Below are 16,527 nucleotides of genomic sequence, written 5' to 3' on the forward strand. Positions count from 1 at the left end.
CCGTCCCGCATCAAGGGGTGCCCGAGCGGCGGGGGTCCGGGGTGGTCGCCCCGGCCGGACCCGGGCATGTGAGGATGCGGCGCATGCGTGCCGTGATCTTCGACGAGTTCGGTGCCCCACCCGAGGTCCGCGACGTCCCGGACCCCGTGCCGCCGCCCGGGGGTGCGGTCATCCGCGTGGAGGCGACCGGATTGTGCCGCAGTGACTGGCACGGTTGGCAGGGACACGATCCGGACATCCGCCCGCCGCACGTCCCCGGGCACGAGTTCGCGGGCGTCGTCACGGCGGTCGGCGCCGGCGTACACGGCTGGCGGCCCGGGGACCGGGTCACCGCGCCCTTCGTCTGCGCGTGCGGGCAGTGCCCGGCCTGCCTGGCGGGCGACCAGCAGGTCTGCGAGCGGCAGACGCAGCCGGGCTTCACCCACTGGGGCTCCTACGCCGAGTACGTGGCGGTGCACCACGCCGAGGTCAACCTGGTCCGGCTCCCCGACGAGCTGGACTACCCGGCCGCGGCGGCGCTCGGCTGCCGCTTCGCCACGGCGTTCCGGGCCGTGGTCAGCCAGGGGCGGGTGGCCGCGGGCGAGTGGGTGGCGGTGCACGGCTGCGGCGGAGTGGGCCTGTCGGCCGTGATGATCGCGGCAGCGTGCGGCGCGCAGGTGGTGGCGGTCGACGTCGCCCCCGGCGCGCTGGAGCTCGCGAAGCGCTACGGGGCGACCGTCTGCCTGGACGGCAGCGCCCTCACCGGGCCCGGCGCGGTGGCCGCGGCCGTTCGAGAGGCGACCGGCGGGGGCGCCCACCTGTCCCTCGACGCGTTGGGCAGTCACGCCACCTGCACCGCGTCGATCGAGAGCCTGCGGCGGCGGGGACGGCACGTGCAGGTCGGCCTCCTCCCGCCCGCCCAGGGCCGCCCGACCCTGCCGATGGAACTGGTGATCGCGTTCGAGTTGGAGCTGCGCGGCAGCCACGGCATGGCGGCGCACGCGTATCCGGAACTGCTGCGGCTGGTCACCGCCGGGGTGCTGCGCCCCGCCGAGCTGATCACCCGCACCATCGGCCTCGCCGAGGCGCCCTCCGCGTTGGCCACGATGGACCGGCCCGGCGCCGGCGGGATGTGCCTCATCCGCCCGCGGTGAATGGCCCGCGGAGCAACTGTCAGAGCTGGTGGCGGTCGTCGGCCGGCAGGCCGGGCGGCACGGTCGGCTCGGCGGACTGGTCGGGCTGACCGAGCTGCGCGACATGGGTCGGGTCGAGGACCCGGGAGAGGAACGAGCGGGTTCGCTCGTGCCGGGGCGCGCCGAGCACCTCCTGCGGCGGCCCCTGCTCCACCACGACGCCGCCGTCCATGAAGACGACCCGGTCGGCGACGTCCCGGGCGAACGCCATCTCGTGGGTCACCACCATCATGGTCATGCCGTCCTCGGCCAGGTTGCGCATGACGGTGAGGACGTCGCCGACCAGTTCCGGGTCGAGCGCGGAGGTCGGCTCGTCGAAGAGCATCAGCTTGGGGTCCATCGACAGCGATCGGGCGATCGCGACCCGCTGCTGCTGCCCGCCGGACAGCTGCGCCGGGAACGCGCCGGCCTTGTCGGTCAGGCCGACCCGCGCCAGGTTGTCCCGCGCGATCCGCTCGGCCTCGGCGCGGCCGCGCCGGAGCACCTTGCGCTGGGCGACGGTGAGGTTGTCCAGCACCGTCAGGTGCGGGAAGAGGTTGAACGACTGGAAGACCATGCCGATGCCGCGGCGTACCGAGTTGATCTCGACGTCCGGGTCGGTCATCTCGGTCCCGTTCACCCAGATCTTGCCGGCGGTCGGCTCCTCCAGCAGGTTGACGCACCGCAACAGGGTCGACTTGCCGGACCCGGAGGGACCGATGACGCAGACCACCTCGCCGTGGCCGACCTCGAAGTCGATGCCCTTGAGCACTTCCAGCGGCCCGAAGGACTTGTGCAGGTCGCGGATCTCGACGGCGGGCCGGGATTGGGGAGTCGTCATGTGGGTCACCGAGCCTTGGCGTAGCGGAGTTCGAGGCGTCGTACCACCTGGGACAGGGGCAGGGTGATGATCAGGTAGGTGAGGCCGGCCACCAGGAGCGGGGTGGCGTTCACCCGGTCGTTCAGGGTGTCCCGACCGAACTTGGTGACCTCGATGGTCTGCGCGGTCACGCCGAGCACGTAGGCGAGCGACGAGTCCTTCGTGAGCAGGATGAGCTCGTTCGTCAGCGGCGGGATCACGATCCGGAAGGCCTGCGGGATGACGATGGTGCGCATCGCCGTGAAGTGCGACATGCCGAGGGTGCGGGCCGCCTCCATCTGCCCCTTCGGCACGGCCTGGATGCCGGCCCGGATCGTCTCGGCCATGTACGCCGAGGCGGTCAGCCCGAGACCGATGGCGATCGACCCGAACACCCCGCCCGGGATCTCCCGCTCGGGGAAGGCGATGGGGATGCCGTACCCGACGAGGAAGAGCACCAGCAGCGCGGGCAGCCCCCGGAACAGCTCGATGTACGCCGTCGCCACCCAGCGGTACGGCGCCACCCGGGACAGCCGCATCAGCGCGAGGACGGTGCCGAACACCAGGCCGAAGGCGAAGGCGCCCAGCGTGTAGAGGATGGTGTTGCGCAGCGCGACGGTGATGACCGTCGGGAACATCGACTCGATGATGTCGACGCGGAAGAACGCTTCCCTCAGCCTGCCCCAGTCCGCGGCGAAGATCACCACGGCGATGACGGCGACGAAGGCCAGGTACTGGAGCCAGAGGGACAGCCGCTCTCGCTGGCGGCGTCGCAGCTTCACGGTTCGACGCTCCTTGACTGTGCGGGGGTGGCCGACGCGGAGGGCGCGCCGCACGGGCGCGCCCTCCGGCCAGAAATCAGGCGCTCGGCTTCTTGCCGATCCACTTCTCGTAGATCGTGTCGTACGTGCCGTCCTGCTTGGCCTTGGCCAGCACCTCGTTGATCTTCTTGAGCAGTTCCGGGTTGCCGTCCTTCTTCACCGAGAAGCCGTACTGCTCGCCGGTGTCGAACTCGGCCGTCACCTCGAAGCCGCCCTGGTGCTCCTTGATGTACTCGGTCCAGACCGGCAGGTCGTTGATGGCGGCCTCGATCTGGCCGTTGGACAGCGCCTGCTGCTCGGCCGCGAGGTCCTCGAACTCGACGAGCTGGAGGCCCTTCTCCTGCTCGAACTTCTTGGCGTAGTCGCGGCCGGTGGTCGCGGCCTGGACGCCGACCTTCTTGCCCCGGAGGTCGTCGAGCGACTTGTACGTCTTGCCGGTCTTGACGAGCATGGCCTGGGTCGCGTCGAAGTAGGGGTCGGAGAAGTTCATCACCTTCTGGCGCTCTTCGGTGATCGTCATGCCGGCCGCCGCGGCGTCGCACTTGCCCGTGTTGAGGTCCTGGCCGGACTTGATGCCCTCGAACGGGGTGTCGATGATCTTCTGCTCGACGCCCAGGTCCTTGGCGACCAGGTCCATGACGTCGACGTCGAAGCCGATCACCTTGCCGCCGGCGTCCTTGGACTGGAACGGGGCGTACGGCAGGTGGGTGCAGACGGTCAGCTTGCCCTTCTCGATGAGCTTGACGCCGCTCGCCTGGACCTCGCCCTCCTCCTTCTTGGCGCACCCCGCGCTCGCCGCGAGGGCGGCGATCGCCACGATGAGTCCGGCCTTGCGGACTGCGCTATGGAAAGTCACGGCAGTGTCCTCCGATCGGCCCCGCCACGACGGGCCCCCAGGTTGGCGCAAAGAACGATGCGACAGGGGACGCTACCCGATGTGCCGAGCCGCACAAAGATCACCGCGGGGCGTTGAAGCGAAGCTGTAACCGTCACGCTCCGTAAATGCGGCACTCGGGAGCTAACCGGACGCAGTGCGGCGCTACCAGGAGACGAGGCCGGTGCGAAACCGCACACTCCCGGCAGCGGCAGTGGCCATGATCGCGAGGAGTCACCGCCGCGCCGCGCGGAACCTGCTGCTCGGTGTGGCCACCGGGATTGCCCGCTGGACCTACCATCCGGCACGTGAAGGCGTCTCTCGTCCGGCTGCTCGCCTGCGTCGTCGTGCCGTTCCTGGCCGCCTGCGGCCCCGAGCCCAGCGGGCCGGTGGCGGCCGGGCCGGTGACGTACACCTGCTGCGCGGCCAGTGAGGTCGACCGGCTGTACCGGCCGGGGCAGACCGTGACCCTGCACTGGAGTGTCGAGGCCCCGGACGAGCCGGGCCCGGCGACCCCGCCGCGGGTCGAGCTGACCGCGCTCCTGACCGGCCCGTTCGCGACCGTGGACGAGCTCAAGATCGCGACGACCGATACCCGGACCGTCCCGGGGCTGGTCACCTTCGCCGCCGCACCGGTTCGACCGTCCGGCGCGCCCGGCGAACGACCCGTCAGCACCATCGCCATCGGTTCCGACGCCCGCCCGGGCTACTACCACCTCGCCACTTCCGTGATCGGCGACGGCGGCACGGCTGGCGGGGCGAGCGTCGTCCGACTGGTGCCCGGGACCTGAGCCACGCGGCGTCGACGCGCCCTACCCGGCGCTGATGGACGAGCCGGGTTCGCGGCCGCCGGGACGCCGGAGGGCCGGGGCGAGGAACAGCGACGGGGACGATGTAACAGGCGGCCCGTCACCTCGCGCCTGTACCCAGTGAAGTCACGCCTGGGTGAAGGGCACGCTCATGTCTGATCTTTCCGCCGCAGCGCGGGAGCGGGCAGCGCTGGCGACCGTCGCGGACGCGATCGTCGCAGCGTCGGTCGGTCGCGGCCTGCGGGTGGCCGTCGTGTGTCCCACCTCCCACCTCGACGTTGTCGACCACCTGGCACAGGCGCTGCACGCACGTGGACGGGCCTGCCGCTGCCTGCCGGTCGATCCGGAACGGGAGGACGATGTCGGCGTGCCGGCGGATCGCCACCAGACCGGTCCCGCCGTTGTCGTGATCACGAGCGGCCTGGCTGCCGAGTCCGACCGTGCGGTGCATCGGGTGAACATCACCGTGACAGCTGGCCTCCCCGTCGCGCGGGCCGGCGAGCTCGACCGACAGAAGCGGGCCGAGGCGCCTTCCGCGGCACGTGGCGAGGCGGACATCATTCTGGACTACCGCGAGGCCGCCGGCCCGAGGATCCGCTACATGTCGCCCCATCTCACTGCCGGCGACTGGCGGTAGGACGAGCAGACGGAGCGCCCGGCGGCCCACTCTGGACGATCGGCAGGCGGGCCCGGCCCGCCGGTACGGACCGGATCGGAACCGGGACGCGCGTAGATTGCGGAGACAGCGCCGTCATCGAGAGGAGAGCCATGTCGAAGCCGCCGCTTCCCGAACCTGCGGTCGTCATGCTGCAGAAGCCGAACCCCGCCGTCATCGCCACGCTCCGACCGGATGGTCAGCCGGTGTCCGCGGCCACCTGGTACCTGTGGGACGACGGCCGGATTCTGGTCAACATGGACGAGGGCCGCCGGCGGCTGAGCCATCTCCGCAACGACCCCCGGGTCACGCTGACGGTGCTGGACGAGCAGCAGTGGTACACCCACGTCACCATCATCGGGCGCGTCGTCGAGCTGCGCGACGACGAGGGCCTGGCGGACATCGACCGGCTTTCCCAGCAATACACCGGGCGGCCCTATCCGCGGCGGGAGCGGCGTCGCGTCAGCGCGTGGATCGAGATCGACCGCTGGCACGGTTGGGGCGCGCTCAAGGAGAACAACCAGATCGGCTGACGCGTCCCCCGGCGCGCGCCGCGGCTACGACGCTGCCAGGGCGGCCAGGTCCCGCTCGGCGTAGCACCGGTGCTCCCATTCCTCGTTGAGGATGATCAACAGGCAGTCACGTACCGGGTAGCTGCGGGGCGCGGGCCAGCCGGCAGCCTCGACCGGCTCGGTGTGGCTCTTCAGCGACTCCTGGGTCAGACCCTCGATGACGTGGCGCACGGTGGACATCCGGTCGCGGCGCAGTTCGAGCACCGCGTCGAGCGGGGGCCGTGCGGCGCGGTCGCGCGGTATGCCCGGGGTGTCCGGCATCTCGTCCCACGGCAGGTCCAAGGGGTGCCACGGTGCCGGGTCGCCGAGGATCACCCGCCTGATCCAGGAGTCGGTGGCGAACGCCAGGTGCCGCAGCGTCTCGATGAACGACCACTCCCCGTCGACCGACTCGTGCAGCAGCTCGGCCGGCAGCCGGCCGGCTCGATCGAGGGTCTCGTCCCAGAGCCGCTCGAGGATGTCCCACGCCTCGCGGAAGCCGGCCGGGTCGGTCGGGCGCATCTTGACCCGGTCCGGATACCGCCGGTCCAGCTCAGCGGTGACCAGGGGACCGATGTCGACGCCGTTGATGGTCAGGTTCTGGATCTCGCCGTGGATGTCGACGTCGGCCAGTTCGACGCCGCGCATCACCACCCCGGCCAGATCGACGTCGCGAAGCCGGGCACCGGCGAGGTCGACGGCGCGGAACTGCGCACCGCGGAGGTCGACCCGCTCGAATCGGGCGCCGCGCAGATCGGCGCCGATGAATTCAGCCATGCGAGCACGCTAACCCCACGCGCCGACACTCCGCGGAACGCCCGCCGGGCAGTGACGCCATCCGGCGCGCCGGCAAAAGGCGTTGCGGGCGATGCGCTTCGCGATCCGGCCGCCCGGAGGAGCGATCCCTGGCCCTCCGCGTACTTCCCACACGATCGCCGCTGTGGAATCGTTGCCACATGCGCCTCACGGACAGCGTGCGCTTGCACCACGACACCTGCAACGTCTACCTGCTCGTCAGCGGCCCGGACGCCATCGCCATCGACTTCGGGTCGGGCGCCGTCCTCGACCACCTGGCCGACCACGGTGTCGAGCGCATCACGGACGTGCTGATGACCCACCATCACCGGGACCAGGCGCAGGGCCTGGCGCGGGCGGCCGGCGCCGGAATCCGGATCTGGGTGCCGTCGACGGAGCGGGACCTGTTCGCCGACGTCAGCACGCACTGGCAGATGCGCGGCCTCGACAACAACTACGACCTTCGGCAGGACCGGTTCTCGCTGCTGGAAGACGTACCGGTGCACGGCACCGTGCCGGAATACCGGCCCACCCGGTTCGGCGGGATCACCGTCACCGCGCTGCCCACGCCGGGACACACCCTGGGCTCGGTCAGCTACCTGGCGGAACTGGACGGCAAGCGGATGGCCTTCACCGGCGACCTGCTGCACGGCCCCGGAAAGGTCTGGTCGGTGTCGGCATTGCAGTGGAGTTACAGCGGACTGGAAGGGGCCGCCGCGTCGGTGCTGTCGCTCGGCCTGCTCGCCGACCGGGAGCCCGACCTGCTGCTGCCGTCCCACGGTCGGCCCATCGCCGAGCCGGCGTCGGCGATCACCGAGACCCGGCACCACCTCCAGGCGCTCGTGGACTTCCGGCGCGACCTGCCCTGGGACCTGGACGCGTGGCTGCGCCAGCCGTACGAGGAGATCAGCCCGCACCTGCTGCGCAACCGCACGTCCTTCGCGACGAGCTACGCGCTGCTCTCGGACTCCGGCGCCGCGCTGCTGATCGACTACGGCTTCGACATGATCACCGGCCTGCCCTCGGGCAGCGACCGGTCGTCGCGCCGGCCGTGGCTGGCGTCGCTGGACGCGCTCAAGCGCAGGTACGGGATCGATCGCATCGAGGTGGCCCTGCCCACCCACTACCACGACGACCACGTCGCCGGGTTCGGGCTGTTGCACGAGGTGGAGGGCACCCAGGTCTGGGCGGCGGACCTGATCGCCCCGATCCTGCGCGACCCGCTCCGGTACGACCTGCCGTGCCTCTGGTACGACCCGCTGCCCGTGCATCGGGTGATCACCACCGGCATCCCGGTGCAGTGGCACGAGTACGAGCTGACCATGTATCCGCTGCCGGGCCACACGCTGTACGCGGTGGCGATCGCGTTCGAGGTCGACGGCAACCGGGTGGTGGCCACCGGGGACCAGCAGGACGGCGGCTCGCCCACCGGGCAGCGCACCGAGACGCCCAACTTCCAGTACCGCAACCGGTTCCGCATCGACGACTTCATCGACTCGGCCCTGCTCTACCGGCGACTCTCCCCCGATCTCATGATCAGTGGCCACTGGGAGCCCCGCCGGGTCGACGACGCCTATCTGGAGATGCTGCTCGCCAAGGGCGAGGAGCTGGCCCGACTGCACCGGGCGCTCCTGCCGCTGGACGAGGTGGACTTCGGCGCGGAGGGGTTCGGCGCCCGGATCATGCCGTACCGCTCGGCGGTGAGCGGCGGCGAGAGCCTGCACCTGGAGGTGGAGGTGCGCAATCCGTTCCGGCGGCCCTGCGCCCTGCGGGTGGACCTGGTGGCGCCGCACGGGTGGCGGGTTTCGCCCGGGCACCGCGAGGTCAAGGCCGGGGCGCTCGGCGAGAAGTGCGTACGGTTCACCGTCCAGCCGCCGCCCGGCGTGCCGCGGCGGCGGGCCCGCGTGGCGGCCAACCTGACCGCGGGCGGCCGCGATTTCGGGCAGCAGGCCGAGGCCCTGGTGGACGTGCGATGACACCGGAGGTCGAGGTCGACGAGACCGGCGGACACCTGGAGATCCGCACCCCGCGGTACACGGCCCGGATCGATCGCCGGCGGCTGCTGGCGGACGTGACCGGGGCGGACGGCGGTTCGTGGGGACGGCTGCGCCTGCTCGCCTCCGTGCACGCCCTCGACGGACCCGACGAGACGGTGCGGGTGGAGCGGGTCGAGCACGAGTCCCACGACGGCGTCGTCCGGGTCACCGTCGCCTGCACCAGTTCCCGCTGGTCCGATCGCACCCAGGTGACGGAGTTCCACCCGGAGGCGATCACCTTCCGCGCGACCGTCCGCGGCCGGGGCCGCGTCACGACCGTGCACCTGCTCGGCGGCGCCCGCCTCCCGCAGGGCATGCTGCCCAGCGGCGCGGCGCACCGGACGGTCTTCTCGCCGAACCCCGACCACCCGTGGCGGATCGCCCGACCAGCGGTCGAACCGGCGGTGATCAGCGTCAATGGTGAGGGCGGCGAGCCCGGGGTGGGCCGCTGGTTGTTCACCCCCGCGCCGACCTGCTTCGGCTTGTCCCGCCAGCCGGCCGACGACGATCGGCGGCTGCCGGCCGGGCCGTGGCTGATGGTCGGGCTGGCGGCCGAACGGCGCCCCTTCGTGGAGTTCGGGTACGACCCCACGCCGGGCGGGTTCAGCCTGCGCTGTGAATACCAGGGACACACCCAGGTCGACGGTGCCTTCACCACGCCGACCGTGCTGCTGCTGTTCGGCGCGCGGGACCCGTACGAGGGGCTGGGCCGCTACCGGGACGAGTTGGTGGCGCGCGGCCTGACGCCGCCGGCCACCCCACGGCCGCTCGCCGAGCACTGGCGCCAGCCGATCTTCTGCGGCTGGGGGGCCCAGTGTGCCCTGGCAGCCGACGGTGGTTCCGCCGCTCCGGACCTGTCCCGGCAGGCGCTGTACGACGAACTCCTCACGACGCTGGCGGCCAACGACGTCGTACCGGGCACGGTCGTCGTGGACGACAAGTGGCAGGCGGAGTACGCCACCTGCCGGGCCGACACCGGAAAGTGGCCGGATCTGGCGGGGTTCATCGCGGCCCGGCACGCCGAGGGGCAGCGGGTGCTGCTCTGGTGGAAGGCGTGGGATCCGGAGGGCGCGCCCGACGAGGCGTGCGTCCGCGATCCCGACGGCAGGCCCCTGGCGATCGATCCGGAGAGCCCGCTGGGCCGGTCGGTCATCGAGGCGGCGGTGGCCCACATGCTGGGGCCGGGCGGGCTGAACGCGGACGGGCTGAAGGTCGACTTCACGGGCCGCACGCCGTCCGGCACCGCCCTTCGGCACGCCGGCCCCGCCTGGGGCTTCGACCTGTTGCACGAACTGCTGGCGGTCGCCTACCGGGCGGCGAAACAGGTGAAGCCGGACTCCCTGATCGTCACGCACACACCCGATCCCGGCTTCCTCGACGTCACCGACATGGTCCGGCTCAACGACGTGCTGCACCTCGACCATCCGGAGGGGCGGACGCCACCGCCCGGGGTGGACGGTTCGGCGGTGGTGGAGCAGATGACCTACCGGGGGCGGGTGGTGCGGGCGGCCTGCCCGGAGATGCCGGTGGACACCGACGGCTGGTGCCTGCCGGGACAGCAGGATCTCGTCGCGTACGCCGCGGCCGCGCCGGCGCTGGGCGTGCCGGCGCTGTACTACGCCGACCGGATGGATCTGGAGCGTGGGCCGGTGGTCGAGGCGACCTGGTCGGCCATCGCGGCCGCCTGGGCGGCCTACCGCCGCGCCAAAGGGCTGGTGTTGCCGCATAGACTGCAGTCTTATGGTGCGGAAACGTGAGGGTGGCGGCGGCGAGGGGCGCACGACGGCTCCCGCGCCCCGGCGCCGCCCCACGATCCAGGATCTGGCCCGCGCCGCCGGCATCTCGCCCTCCACCGCATCCCGGGCCCTCAGCGGCAACGGCTACGTGTCGGCGGAGGTGCGCGCCCGGGTGCTCGCGGCCGCCGAGGAGATCGGCTACGTCCCGGACAGCATCGCCCGGTCGTTGCGCAGCCGCACCAGTCGCGCGGTGGGCGTACTGATCTCCGACATCCGTAACCCCTTCTACGCCAGCCTCGCGGCCGGCATCGAGGAGCGACTGCGCTCGGCGGGCTACCACGTGATCGTGGTCAACAACGACGGCGAGGCGGACGCCGAGGTCGAGGGGGCCCGCACATTCCTGGCGCTCCGGGTGTCGGCGGCGATCGTCACGCCGGTCTCCGACCGGGCGGTACGGATGCTGATGAGCGACGGTGTTCCGGTGGTGCAGGCCGACCGGCTGGTGGACGGCCTGAGCTCGGATGCCGTGCTGGTCGACAACGTCCAGGGGGCACAGGAGATCACCAGTCACCTCGTCGCGCTCGGTCACACGACGATCGCGCTGCTCATCGACGAGACCGACTGGACCTCCGGCGCCGGCCGCCTCGCCGGATACCGCGCCGCGCTGCGCGCCGCCGGCATTCCGATGGATCCCGGCCTGGTGGTGCCGACGCGGTTCCAGCCCGATGCGGCGCGCGACGCCGTCAACGCCCTGCTGGACCGGCGCCCCGACGTCACCGCCCTGTTCGCCGCGAACAACCTGCTGGCCGAGGGGGCGTTCCAGGCGCTGCGGCTGCGCGGGCTGCGGGTGCCGGAGGACCTCTCGCTGGTGGCCTTCGACGACGTGCCGTGGATGTCGATGGTGTCGCCCGGGATCACCACTGTGGACCAGCACACCGACGAACTCGGGCGCACCTGTGCGCAGCTGGTCGTGGACCGGATCGCCGGGTCCCAGCCCGGCGAGGCGACGGTCCGATACATCGAGCCGTCGGTGGTCGTCCGCGGCTCCACGGCGGCGCCGGGTCAGCCGTCCGGACCCCTCGCGCGCGCAGGGTCCACAGAGGCCGATTCCGCCGCCGGCTGATCGGGGGAACGGGCCCGTCGCGGGCCGGCAACACGACGGCAAACAAGTCTTGACAGCCCCTGTGGCCGGAAATATGGTCCAGGTCACTGTGGTAACGATGCCACACTCGATGTCCCGGACCTGGGTCCACCGGAAGAAGCACCGCCGGAGCGCCAGAACCAGCAGCTCAGGGCTGCGGTTCTCGCCCCCACGGCCCCGGACATCCGCCGTCTTTGAGGAGTGACGATGACGATCACCCGACGGGGTCTTCTGGCCGGTTCGATGGGGGCGCTCGCGCTGGGCATCAGCGCCTGCGGCGGGGTCAACAAGAGCGACAGCAGCAACAGCGACGCCACCAAGGGCGGCGACAGCGGGTCCTTGTCGACGATGGGCTTCGGCAAGCCCGACGACGTCGGTCAGGCCCGCATCGACGCGTTCAAGAGCGCCTATCCGAAGGTCCAGCTCAACATCAACGAGGGCGACTTCGACCCGCAGCAGTTCCTTTCCGCGGTCGCCACCGGCAACGCCCCGGACCTGGTGTATCTCAGCCGCGAGCTGATCGGCAGCTACGCCTCCCAGGGGGCCATCCAGCCGCTCGACGACAAGCTGGCCAGCGCCGGGGTCAAGACCGGCAACTACCGGGAGGCCGCGATCAAGGAGGTCACGGTCGACGGGAAGGTCTACGGCGTTCCCGAGTTCTACAACACCCGCAACATCCTGGCGAACGGCAAGGCGCTCCAGGAGGTCGGGCTCTCGCTGACGGACCTGAACACCTCCGACTGGGACAAGCTGCACACCAGCACCGTAAAGCTGTACAAGGCCACCGGCGGCCGGATCTCCCGGATCGGGTTCGACCCGAAGCTGCCGGAGTTCCTGCCCCTGTGGGCGAAGGCCAACGGCGCGGACCTGGTGAACCCCGACGGCTCCCCGAACCTGGAGGACCCGAAGGTCATCGAGGCCCTGACGTACGCGCTGAGCCTGATCAACGAGCAGGGCGGCTGGTCGAAGTTCAAGGCCTTCCGCGACACCTGGGACCTCTTCGGCGCCAGCAACCAGTTCGTGAAGAACCAGGCCGGCGCGTTCCCCTGGGAGGGCTGGCTGGTGAACGTCCTGGTCCAGGCGTCACCGAAGGTCGATCTGCAGTCGCTGCCGTTCACCGACCGGCAGGGCAACCCGATCAGCTTCGAGAGCGGCAGCGCGTGGTGCCTGCCGAAGGGCGCCAAGAACCCCGCCGCGGCGGTCAACTGGATGAAGACCATGACCAGCACCGACACCTGGCTGAAGGCCGGTGAGGCACGCCAGGCGACGGTGGAGAAGAACAAGTCCACGTTCACCGGCCTCTGGACCGCCAACCCCGAGGCCGACAAGCAGATCAAGGCGAAGTACGTCAAGCCCGGCCAGACCGGCTTCGACAAGGCGATCGAGAACTACTACGCGTCCACCGAGTACGCGTTCGCCGTCGTCGGCTCCAAGGCCGGCAGTGAGATCAAGACGGCCTGGCAGGACGCGGTCAACCGGGCCCTCTCCGGCCAGCAGAAGCCCGACGCGGCGATGAAGCAGGCGCAGTCGGAGGCGAGCAAGGCTTTCAGCGCGGCGAAGTGATGGCCGCATCGACATCGGTCGCCGCCACCCGCAGCTTGACTCCGGGTGGCGCGCGCCGCACCAGGAACTGGCGGGAGATCCGGGCCGCCTACGGCTTCATCTCGCTGTGGATCGTCGGGTTCCTCATCTTCACGCTCGGTCCGATGATCGCCAGCCTCGTGCTGTCGTTCACCGACTACAACGCGATCGACTCCCCGCAGAACGTGGGGCTGGAGAACTATCGCCAGCTGGTGGAGGATCCGAAGGTCGCCAAGGCGCTCGGCAACACCCTGGTGTACGCGGCCATGTTCGTGCCGGCGTCGATGGCCGTGGCGCTCGCCCTCGCGTTGGTGCTCAACCGCGTGGGGCGCGCCTCGGGCTTCTTCCGGACGGTCTTCTACCTGCCCAAGATGACGCCGACGGTCGCCGTCGGCGCGTTGTTCCTGCTGCTGCTCAACGGGCAGGAAGGGCTGCTCAACCGGACGCTGCGGGTGTTCGGCATCGATGGTCCCAACTGGACCACGGACACCCACTGGGTGAAGCCGGGCCTCGTCATCACCACGCTCTGGAGCCTCGGCGGGACCGTCGTCATCTACCTCGCCGCGCTGCGCCAGGTGCCCAAGGACCTCTACGAGGCCGCCGAGCTGGACGGCGCGGGCAGGTGGACGAAGTTCCGCAAGGTGACGATCCCGATGATCAGCGGTGCGCTCTTCTTCACCCTGATCGTGCAGACGATCGCCGCGCTGCAGATGTTCAACGAGGCCTACACCATGTTCTTCGGCGCGCAGCAGAACAGCACCTATTCCAACGAGGCCGCGCTGTTCTACGTGATCTACCTGTTCCAGCAGGCCTTCCGGTTCCTGCACATGGGATACGCCTCGGCGCTCGCCTGGCTGCTGTTCCTGATCATCATGATCATCACCGCCGTGCAGGTGCGCGTCTCCCGCCGGTTCGTCTACTACGAAGGCGAAAGGGACTGACCATGACCGCTTCGCCTCCCCACCTGACCGCCGCGGCTGCGGCCCCCGTCGACCCGCCGGCCGGGCAGCGCGTCGACGGCGTCCGCCCGGAGTCCGGGGGGCGCGACCAGGGGCCGTTCTGGAAGCGGGCCCCGTACCTGGTCGTGCTCGCCTTCGCCAGCGTCGTGTTCACCTACCCCTTCGTCTGGCTGATCAGCGCCTCGCTGAAGCCGCGCACCGAGGTGTTCGACAACGCCCTGATCCCCCGCGACGTGCAACTGTCGAACTTCGCCGACGTGTGGGACTACGCGCCCGTCCTGACCTGGATGGGCAACAGCGTGGTGGTGGGCGTCGCCGCGGCCACGACCGTGACGATCAGCAGCGCCCTCGTGGCGTTCGGCTTCGCGTACTTCCGGTTCCCCGGGCGCAACGTGTTGTTCGGGCTGGTGCTCGCGACGATGATGCTGCCGCAGGCCGTCACCATGATCCCGGTCTACCTGATCTGGAACAAGCTCGGCCTCACCGGGACCCAGGTGCCGCTCTGGGCGCAGAACATCTTCGGTTCGGCGTTCTACATCTTCCTGCTGCGCCAGTTCTTCCTGTCGCTGCCCCGCGAACTGTTCGAGGCCGCCCGGGTGGACGGCTGTGGCTTCGTCGGGTTGTTCCGGCGCATCGCCCTGCCACTGTCCCGACCGGCCCTCGCGATCGTGTTCGTCTTCGAGATCCAGGCGAGCTGGGACGACCTGCTCAAGCCACTGATCTACCTACAGGACACCTCCCTGTTCACGATCCCCCGCGGGCTCAAGTCGGTCATCGACACGTTCGGCCAGGGCGGCGAACAGCACTGGGAGATCGTCATGGCGGCGAGCCTGATCGCCACCCTCCCGATGCTCATCATCTTCGCCGTGGCCCAGCGACACATCATCGAGGGCATCGCCACCCAGGGCCGGAAGGGCTGACGACAGCGTGCCGTTCTGCGATCACGTACTGGCGCTCGACATCGGTGGCACCAAGCTCGCGGCAGGTGTCATGAACCGCACCGGGCAACTCCTCTCCTTCGTGCGGGTGCCCACCCGGGTCGAGGAGGGGCCGGACACCGTCATCAAGCGGCTGCTGAAACTCGGTCACGACGCATTGGCGGCGTCCGGGCACAGCCAGACCGACATCGCCGCGGTCGGCATCGGCTGCGGCGGCCCGCTCAACCCGGTGACCGGCCGGGTGCAGGGCCCGCCCGGGCTGCCGAACTGGGACGACGTGCCGATCGTGGAGCTGGTCACCGGCGCCTACGACCGTCCGGCCTTCCTGGAGAACGACGGCACGGCCGCCGTGCTGGGCGAGTACCGCTTCGGGCCCTGGCACGGTGTGCGGCACATGCTCTACCTCACCGTGTCCACCGGCGTGGGCGGCGGCCTCGTCCTGGACGGCCGGGTCCACCGCGGCGCGGCCGGCAACGGCGGCGAGTTCGGCCACGTGATCATCGACTGGCACGGGCGCGTCTGCGGATGCGGCCAGCGCGGCTGCATCGAGGCGTACGCCTCGGGCACCTCGATCGCCCGCCGGGCGGTCGAGGCGCTGGCCACCGGTTCCGCCTCGTCCATGCGCGACGTCGCCGTGGTCACGGCCGAGACCGTGTCGGCGCACGCGGCGCAGGGTGACCGGCTGGCCCGGCAGATCTGGGACGAGACCACGGCCGCGCTGGGGCGCGCCATCGCGGTGATGATCAACGTGGTCGAGCCGCAGCTCGTGGTCCTCGGCGGCGGTGTCACCCGGGCCGGCGACGCCCTGCTGGTGCCGGTCCGCCGCGCCGCCCTCGCGCAGGCCATGCGACCGGCCGGCGCCGCCGCCCGGCTGGAACTTGCCTCGCACGGTGAGACCGTCGGCGTGGTCGGCGCGGCGGCGTCCGCACTTCTCCACCTCGAGGAGGGAACGCACTCGTGACTCCCGACGACCGGTCCCCGCTCGTACACCACGTCGACGAACACCTCACGGTGATCGAGTCCGTCCGCAAGCTCGTGGCCGACGTCGAGGCCCTCGGCGACGAGATCTGCGCCCGCCTGAGCCGGGGCGGCACCGTCTACTCGTTCGGCAACGGGGGTTCCGCGGCGGACGCCCAGCACCTGGCGGGTGAGCTCATCGGGCGGTACTGCCGTGAGCGGCGCCCGCTGCCCGCCGTGGCCCTCTCCACCGACCCGACCGTGACCACCTGCATCGGCAACGACTACTCGTTCGAGGCTGTCTTCGCCCGGCAGGTCTCGGCACTGGCCCGGCCGGACGACGTGGTGGTGGCCTTCACCACCAGCGGCCGGTCCCCCAACGTCGTCGCCGGCCTGCGGGCCGGCCGCGACGCCGGCGCCCTGACCGTCCTGTTCACCGGGCACCCGGAGGCCGGTGGTGGACCGGCCGCGCGGCACGCCGACCACGTCTTCGCGGTCGCGTCCGAACGCACGGCCCGGGTCCAGGAGGCGCACGTCCTGCTCCTGCATCTCCTCAGCGAACACATCGACCGCTGGGCCGTCGCGCCCGGCTGACCATCGCGCACCGCACCACCGGAAGGGATCCCCGATCCACATGCTCCGCGCGCAACCGCAGTCCGGCACC

General features: G+C 70.9%; 16 protein-coding genes. 12 read left to right on the forward strand and 4 right to left on the reverse strand.

Annotated features, from left to right (window positions below):
• The first annotated feature begins 83 nt into the window (after positions 1-83).
• Positions 84-1,133: a zinc-dependent alcohol dehydrogenase family protein gene (locus Q2K19_RS01260; protein ID WP_302766871.1), complete on the forward strand. Its 1,050-nt coding sequence runs from the start codon at positions 84-86 to the stop codon at positions 1,131-1,133.
• A 19-nt stretch (positions 1,134-1,152) separates the two neighbouring features.
• On the opposite strand, the gene Q2K19_RS01265 is transcribed toward Q2K19_RS01260, so the two are convergent.
• The 3 genes from Q2K19_RS01265 to Q2K19_RS01275 form a co-directional block, all read right to left on the reverse strand.
• On the reverse strand, positions 1,153-1,992 hold the full coding sequence (locus tag Q2K19_RS01265; protein ID WP_302766872.1) for an amino acid ABC transporter ATP-binding protein: 840 nt from the start codon (positions 1,990-1,992) through the stop codon (positions 1,153-1,155).
• A 5-nt stretch (positions 1,993-1,997) separates the two neighbouring features.
• On the reverse strand, positions 1,998-2,792 hold the full coding sequence (locus tag Q2K19_RS01270) for an amino acid ABC transporter permease (protein WP_302766873.1): 795 nt from the start codon (positions 2,790-2,792) through the stop codon (positions 1,998-2,000).
• 76 nt (positions 2,793-2,868) lie between these two features.
• A complete protein-coding gene (locus tag Q2K19_RS01275) occupies positions 2,869-3,687 on the reverse strand; it encodes a basic amino acid ABC transporter substrate-binding protein (RefSeq protein WP_302766874.1) in 819 nt (272 codons plus the stop codon).
• A gap of 326 nt (positions 3,688-4,013) precedes the next feature.
• Between Q2K19_RS01275 and Q2K19_RS01280 the strand changes: the two genes are divergently transcribed.
• The 3 genes from Q2K19_RS01280 to Q2K19_RS01290 all read left to right on the forward strand — a co-directional run bounded on the left by Q2K19_RS01280 (position 4,014) and on the right by Q2K19_RS01290 (position 5,702).
• The gene (locus tag Q2K19_RS01280) at positions 4,014-4,496 is read left to right on the forward strand and encodes a hypothetical protein (protein ID WP_302766877.1); all 483 of its coding nucleotides are present in this window, start codon (positions 4,014-4,016) and stop codon (positions 4,494-4,496) included.
• A gap of 154 nt (positions 4,497-4,650) precedes the next feature.
• Entirely contained in the window at positions 4,651-5,151 is a 501-nt protein-coding gene (locus Q2K19_RS01285) for a hypothetical protein (RefSeq protein ID WP_302766879.1), read from the forward strand.
• Positions 5,152-5,282: 131 nt separating this feature from the next.
• Entirely contained in the window at positions 5,283-5,702 is a 420-nt protein-coding gene (locus tag Q2K19_RS01290) for a PPOX class F420-dependent oxidoreductase (protein WP_302766881.1), read from the forward strand.
• 24 nt (positions 5,703-5,726) lie between these two features.
• Here the strand turns inward: Q2K19_RS01290 and Q2K19_RS01295 are convergent, their stop codons facing one another.
• On the reverse strand, positions 5,727-6,497 hold the full coding sequence (locus Q2K19_RS01295) for a DinB family protein (RefSeq protein ID WP_302766882.1): 771 nt from the start codon (positions 6,495-6,497) through the stop codon (positions 5,727-5,729).
• Positions 6,498-6,676: 179 nt separating this feature from the next.
• Between Q2K19_RS01295 and Q2K19_RS01300 the strand changes: the two genes are divergently transcribed.
• From Q2K19_RS01300 to Q2K19_RS01335, 8 genes are all read left to right on the forward strand, one after another.
• Positions 6,677-8,491, forward strand: coding sequence for an MBL fold metallo-hydrolase (locus Q2K19_RS01300; protein ID WP_302766883.1), 1,815 nt, complete (start codon positions 6,677-6,679; stop codon positions 8,489-8,491).
• On the forward strand, positions 8,488-10,308 hold the full coding sequence (locus Q2K19_RS01305; RefSeq protein WP_302766884.1) for an alpha-amylase family protein: 1,821 nt from the start codon (positions 8,488-8,490) through the stop codon (positions 10,306-10,308). Before Q2K19_RS01300 ends, Q2K19_RS01305 begins: the two co-directional genes overlap by 4 nt.
• On the forward strand, positions 10,292-11,410 hold the full coding sequence (locus Q2K19_RS01310; RefSeq protein WP_302766886.1) for a LacI family DNA-binding transcriptional regulator: 1,119 nt from the start codon (positions 10,292-10,294) through the stop codon (positions 11,408-11,410). The genes Q2K19_RS01305 and Q2K19_RS01310 overlap by 17 nt, the downstream gene beginning before the upstream one ends.
• Before the next feature lie 225 nt (positions 11,411-11,635).
• Entirely contained in the window at positions 11,636-12,991 is a 1,356-nt protein-coding gene (locus tag Q2K19_RS01315) for an ABC transporter substrate-binding protein (RefSeq protein ID WP_302766888.1), read from the forward strand.
• Positions 12,991-13,950: a carbohydrate ABC transporter permease gene (locus Q2K19_RS01320; protein WP_302766891.1), complete on the forward strand. Its 960-nt coding sequence runs from the start codon at positions 12,991-12,993 to the stop codon at positions 13,948-13,950. Before Q2K19_RS01315 ends, Q2K19_RS01320 begins: the two co-directional genes overlap by 1 nt.
• Before the next feature lie 2 nt (positions 13,951-13,952).
• Positions 13,953-14,888, forward strand: coding sequence for a carbohydrate ABC transporter permease (locus Q2K19_RS01325; RefSeq protein ID WP_302766894.1), 936 nt, complete (start codon positions 13,953-13,955; stop codon positions 14,886-14,888).
• A 70-nt stretch (positions 14,889-14,958) separates the two neighbouring features.
• Positions 14,959-15,867 (forward strand): ROK family protein, encoded by a 909-nt coding sequence (locus Q2K19_RS01330; RefSeq protein WP_302766897.1) that lies wholly within the window; start codon positions 14,959-14,961, stop codon positions 15,865-15,867.
• Positions 15,864-16,457 carry a D-sedoheptulose-7-phosphate isomerase gene (locus Q2K19_RS01335; RefSeq protein ID WP_302766899.1) on the forward strand — a complete coding sequence of 198 codons (594 nt, stop codon included), beginning with the start codon at positions 15,864-15,866 and terminating at the stop codon, positions 16,455-16,457. Before Q2K19_RS01330 ends, Q2K19_RS01335 begins: the two co-directional genes overlap by 4 nt.
• Positions 16,458-16,527 lie beyond the last annotated feature (70 nt).

This window comes from Micromonospora sp. NBRC 110009 (assembly GCF_030518795.1).
Classification (GTDB): Bacteria; Actinomycetota; Actinomycetes; order Mycobacteriales; family Micromonosporaceae; genus Micromonospora.

Bases quoted from the DNA above. Each gene is read 5' to 3' on its own strand.
- Q2K19_RS01290 (WP_302766881.1), top strand. From the start codon at position 5,283: ATGTCGAAGCCGCCGCTTCCCGAACCTGCGGTCGTCATGCTGCAGAAG.
- Q2K19_RS01315 (WP_302766888.1), top strand. From the start codon at position 11,636: ATGACGATCACCCGACGGGGTCTTCTGGCCGGTTCGATGGGGGCGCTC.
- Q2K19_RS01305 (WP_302766884.1), top strand. From the start codon at position 8,488: ATGACACCGGAGGTCGAGGTCGACGAGACCGGCGGACACCTGGAGATC.
- Q2K19_RS01300 (WP_302766883.1), top strand. From the start codon at position 6,677: ATGCGCCTCACGGACAGCGTGCGCTTGCACCACGACACCTGCAACGTC.
- Q2K19_RS01260 (WP_302766871.1), top strand. From the start codon at position 84: ATGCGTGCCGTGATCTTCGACGAGTTCGGTGCCCCACCCGAGGTCCGC.
- Q2K19_RS01320 (WP_302766891.1), top strand. From the start codon at position 12,991: ATGGCCGCATCGACATCGGTCGCCGCCACCCGCAGCTTGACTCCGGGT.
- Q2K19_RS01330 (WP_302766897.1), top strand. From the start codon at position 14,959: ATGAACCGCACCGGGCAACTCCTCTCCTTCGTGCGGGTGCCCACCCGG.
- Q2K19_RS01295 (WP_302766882.1), bottom strand. From the start codon at position 6,497: ATGGCTGAATTCATCGGCGCCGATCTGCGCGGCGCCCGATTCGAGCGG.
- Q2K19_RS01325 (WP_302766894.1), top strand. From the start codon at position 13,953: ATGACCGCTTCGCCTCCCCACCTGACCGCCGCGGCTGCGGCCCCCGTC.
- Q2K19_RS01310 (WP_302766886.1), top strand. From the start codon at position 10,292: ATGGTGCGGAAACGTGAGGGTGGCGGCGGCGAGGGGCGCACGACGGCT.
- Q2K19_RS01265 (WP_302766872.1), bottom strand. From the start codon at position 1,992: ATGACGACTCCCCAATCCCGGCCCGCCGTCGAGATCCGCGACCTGCAC.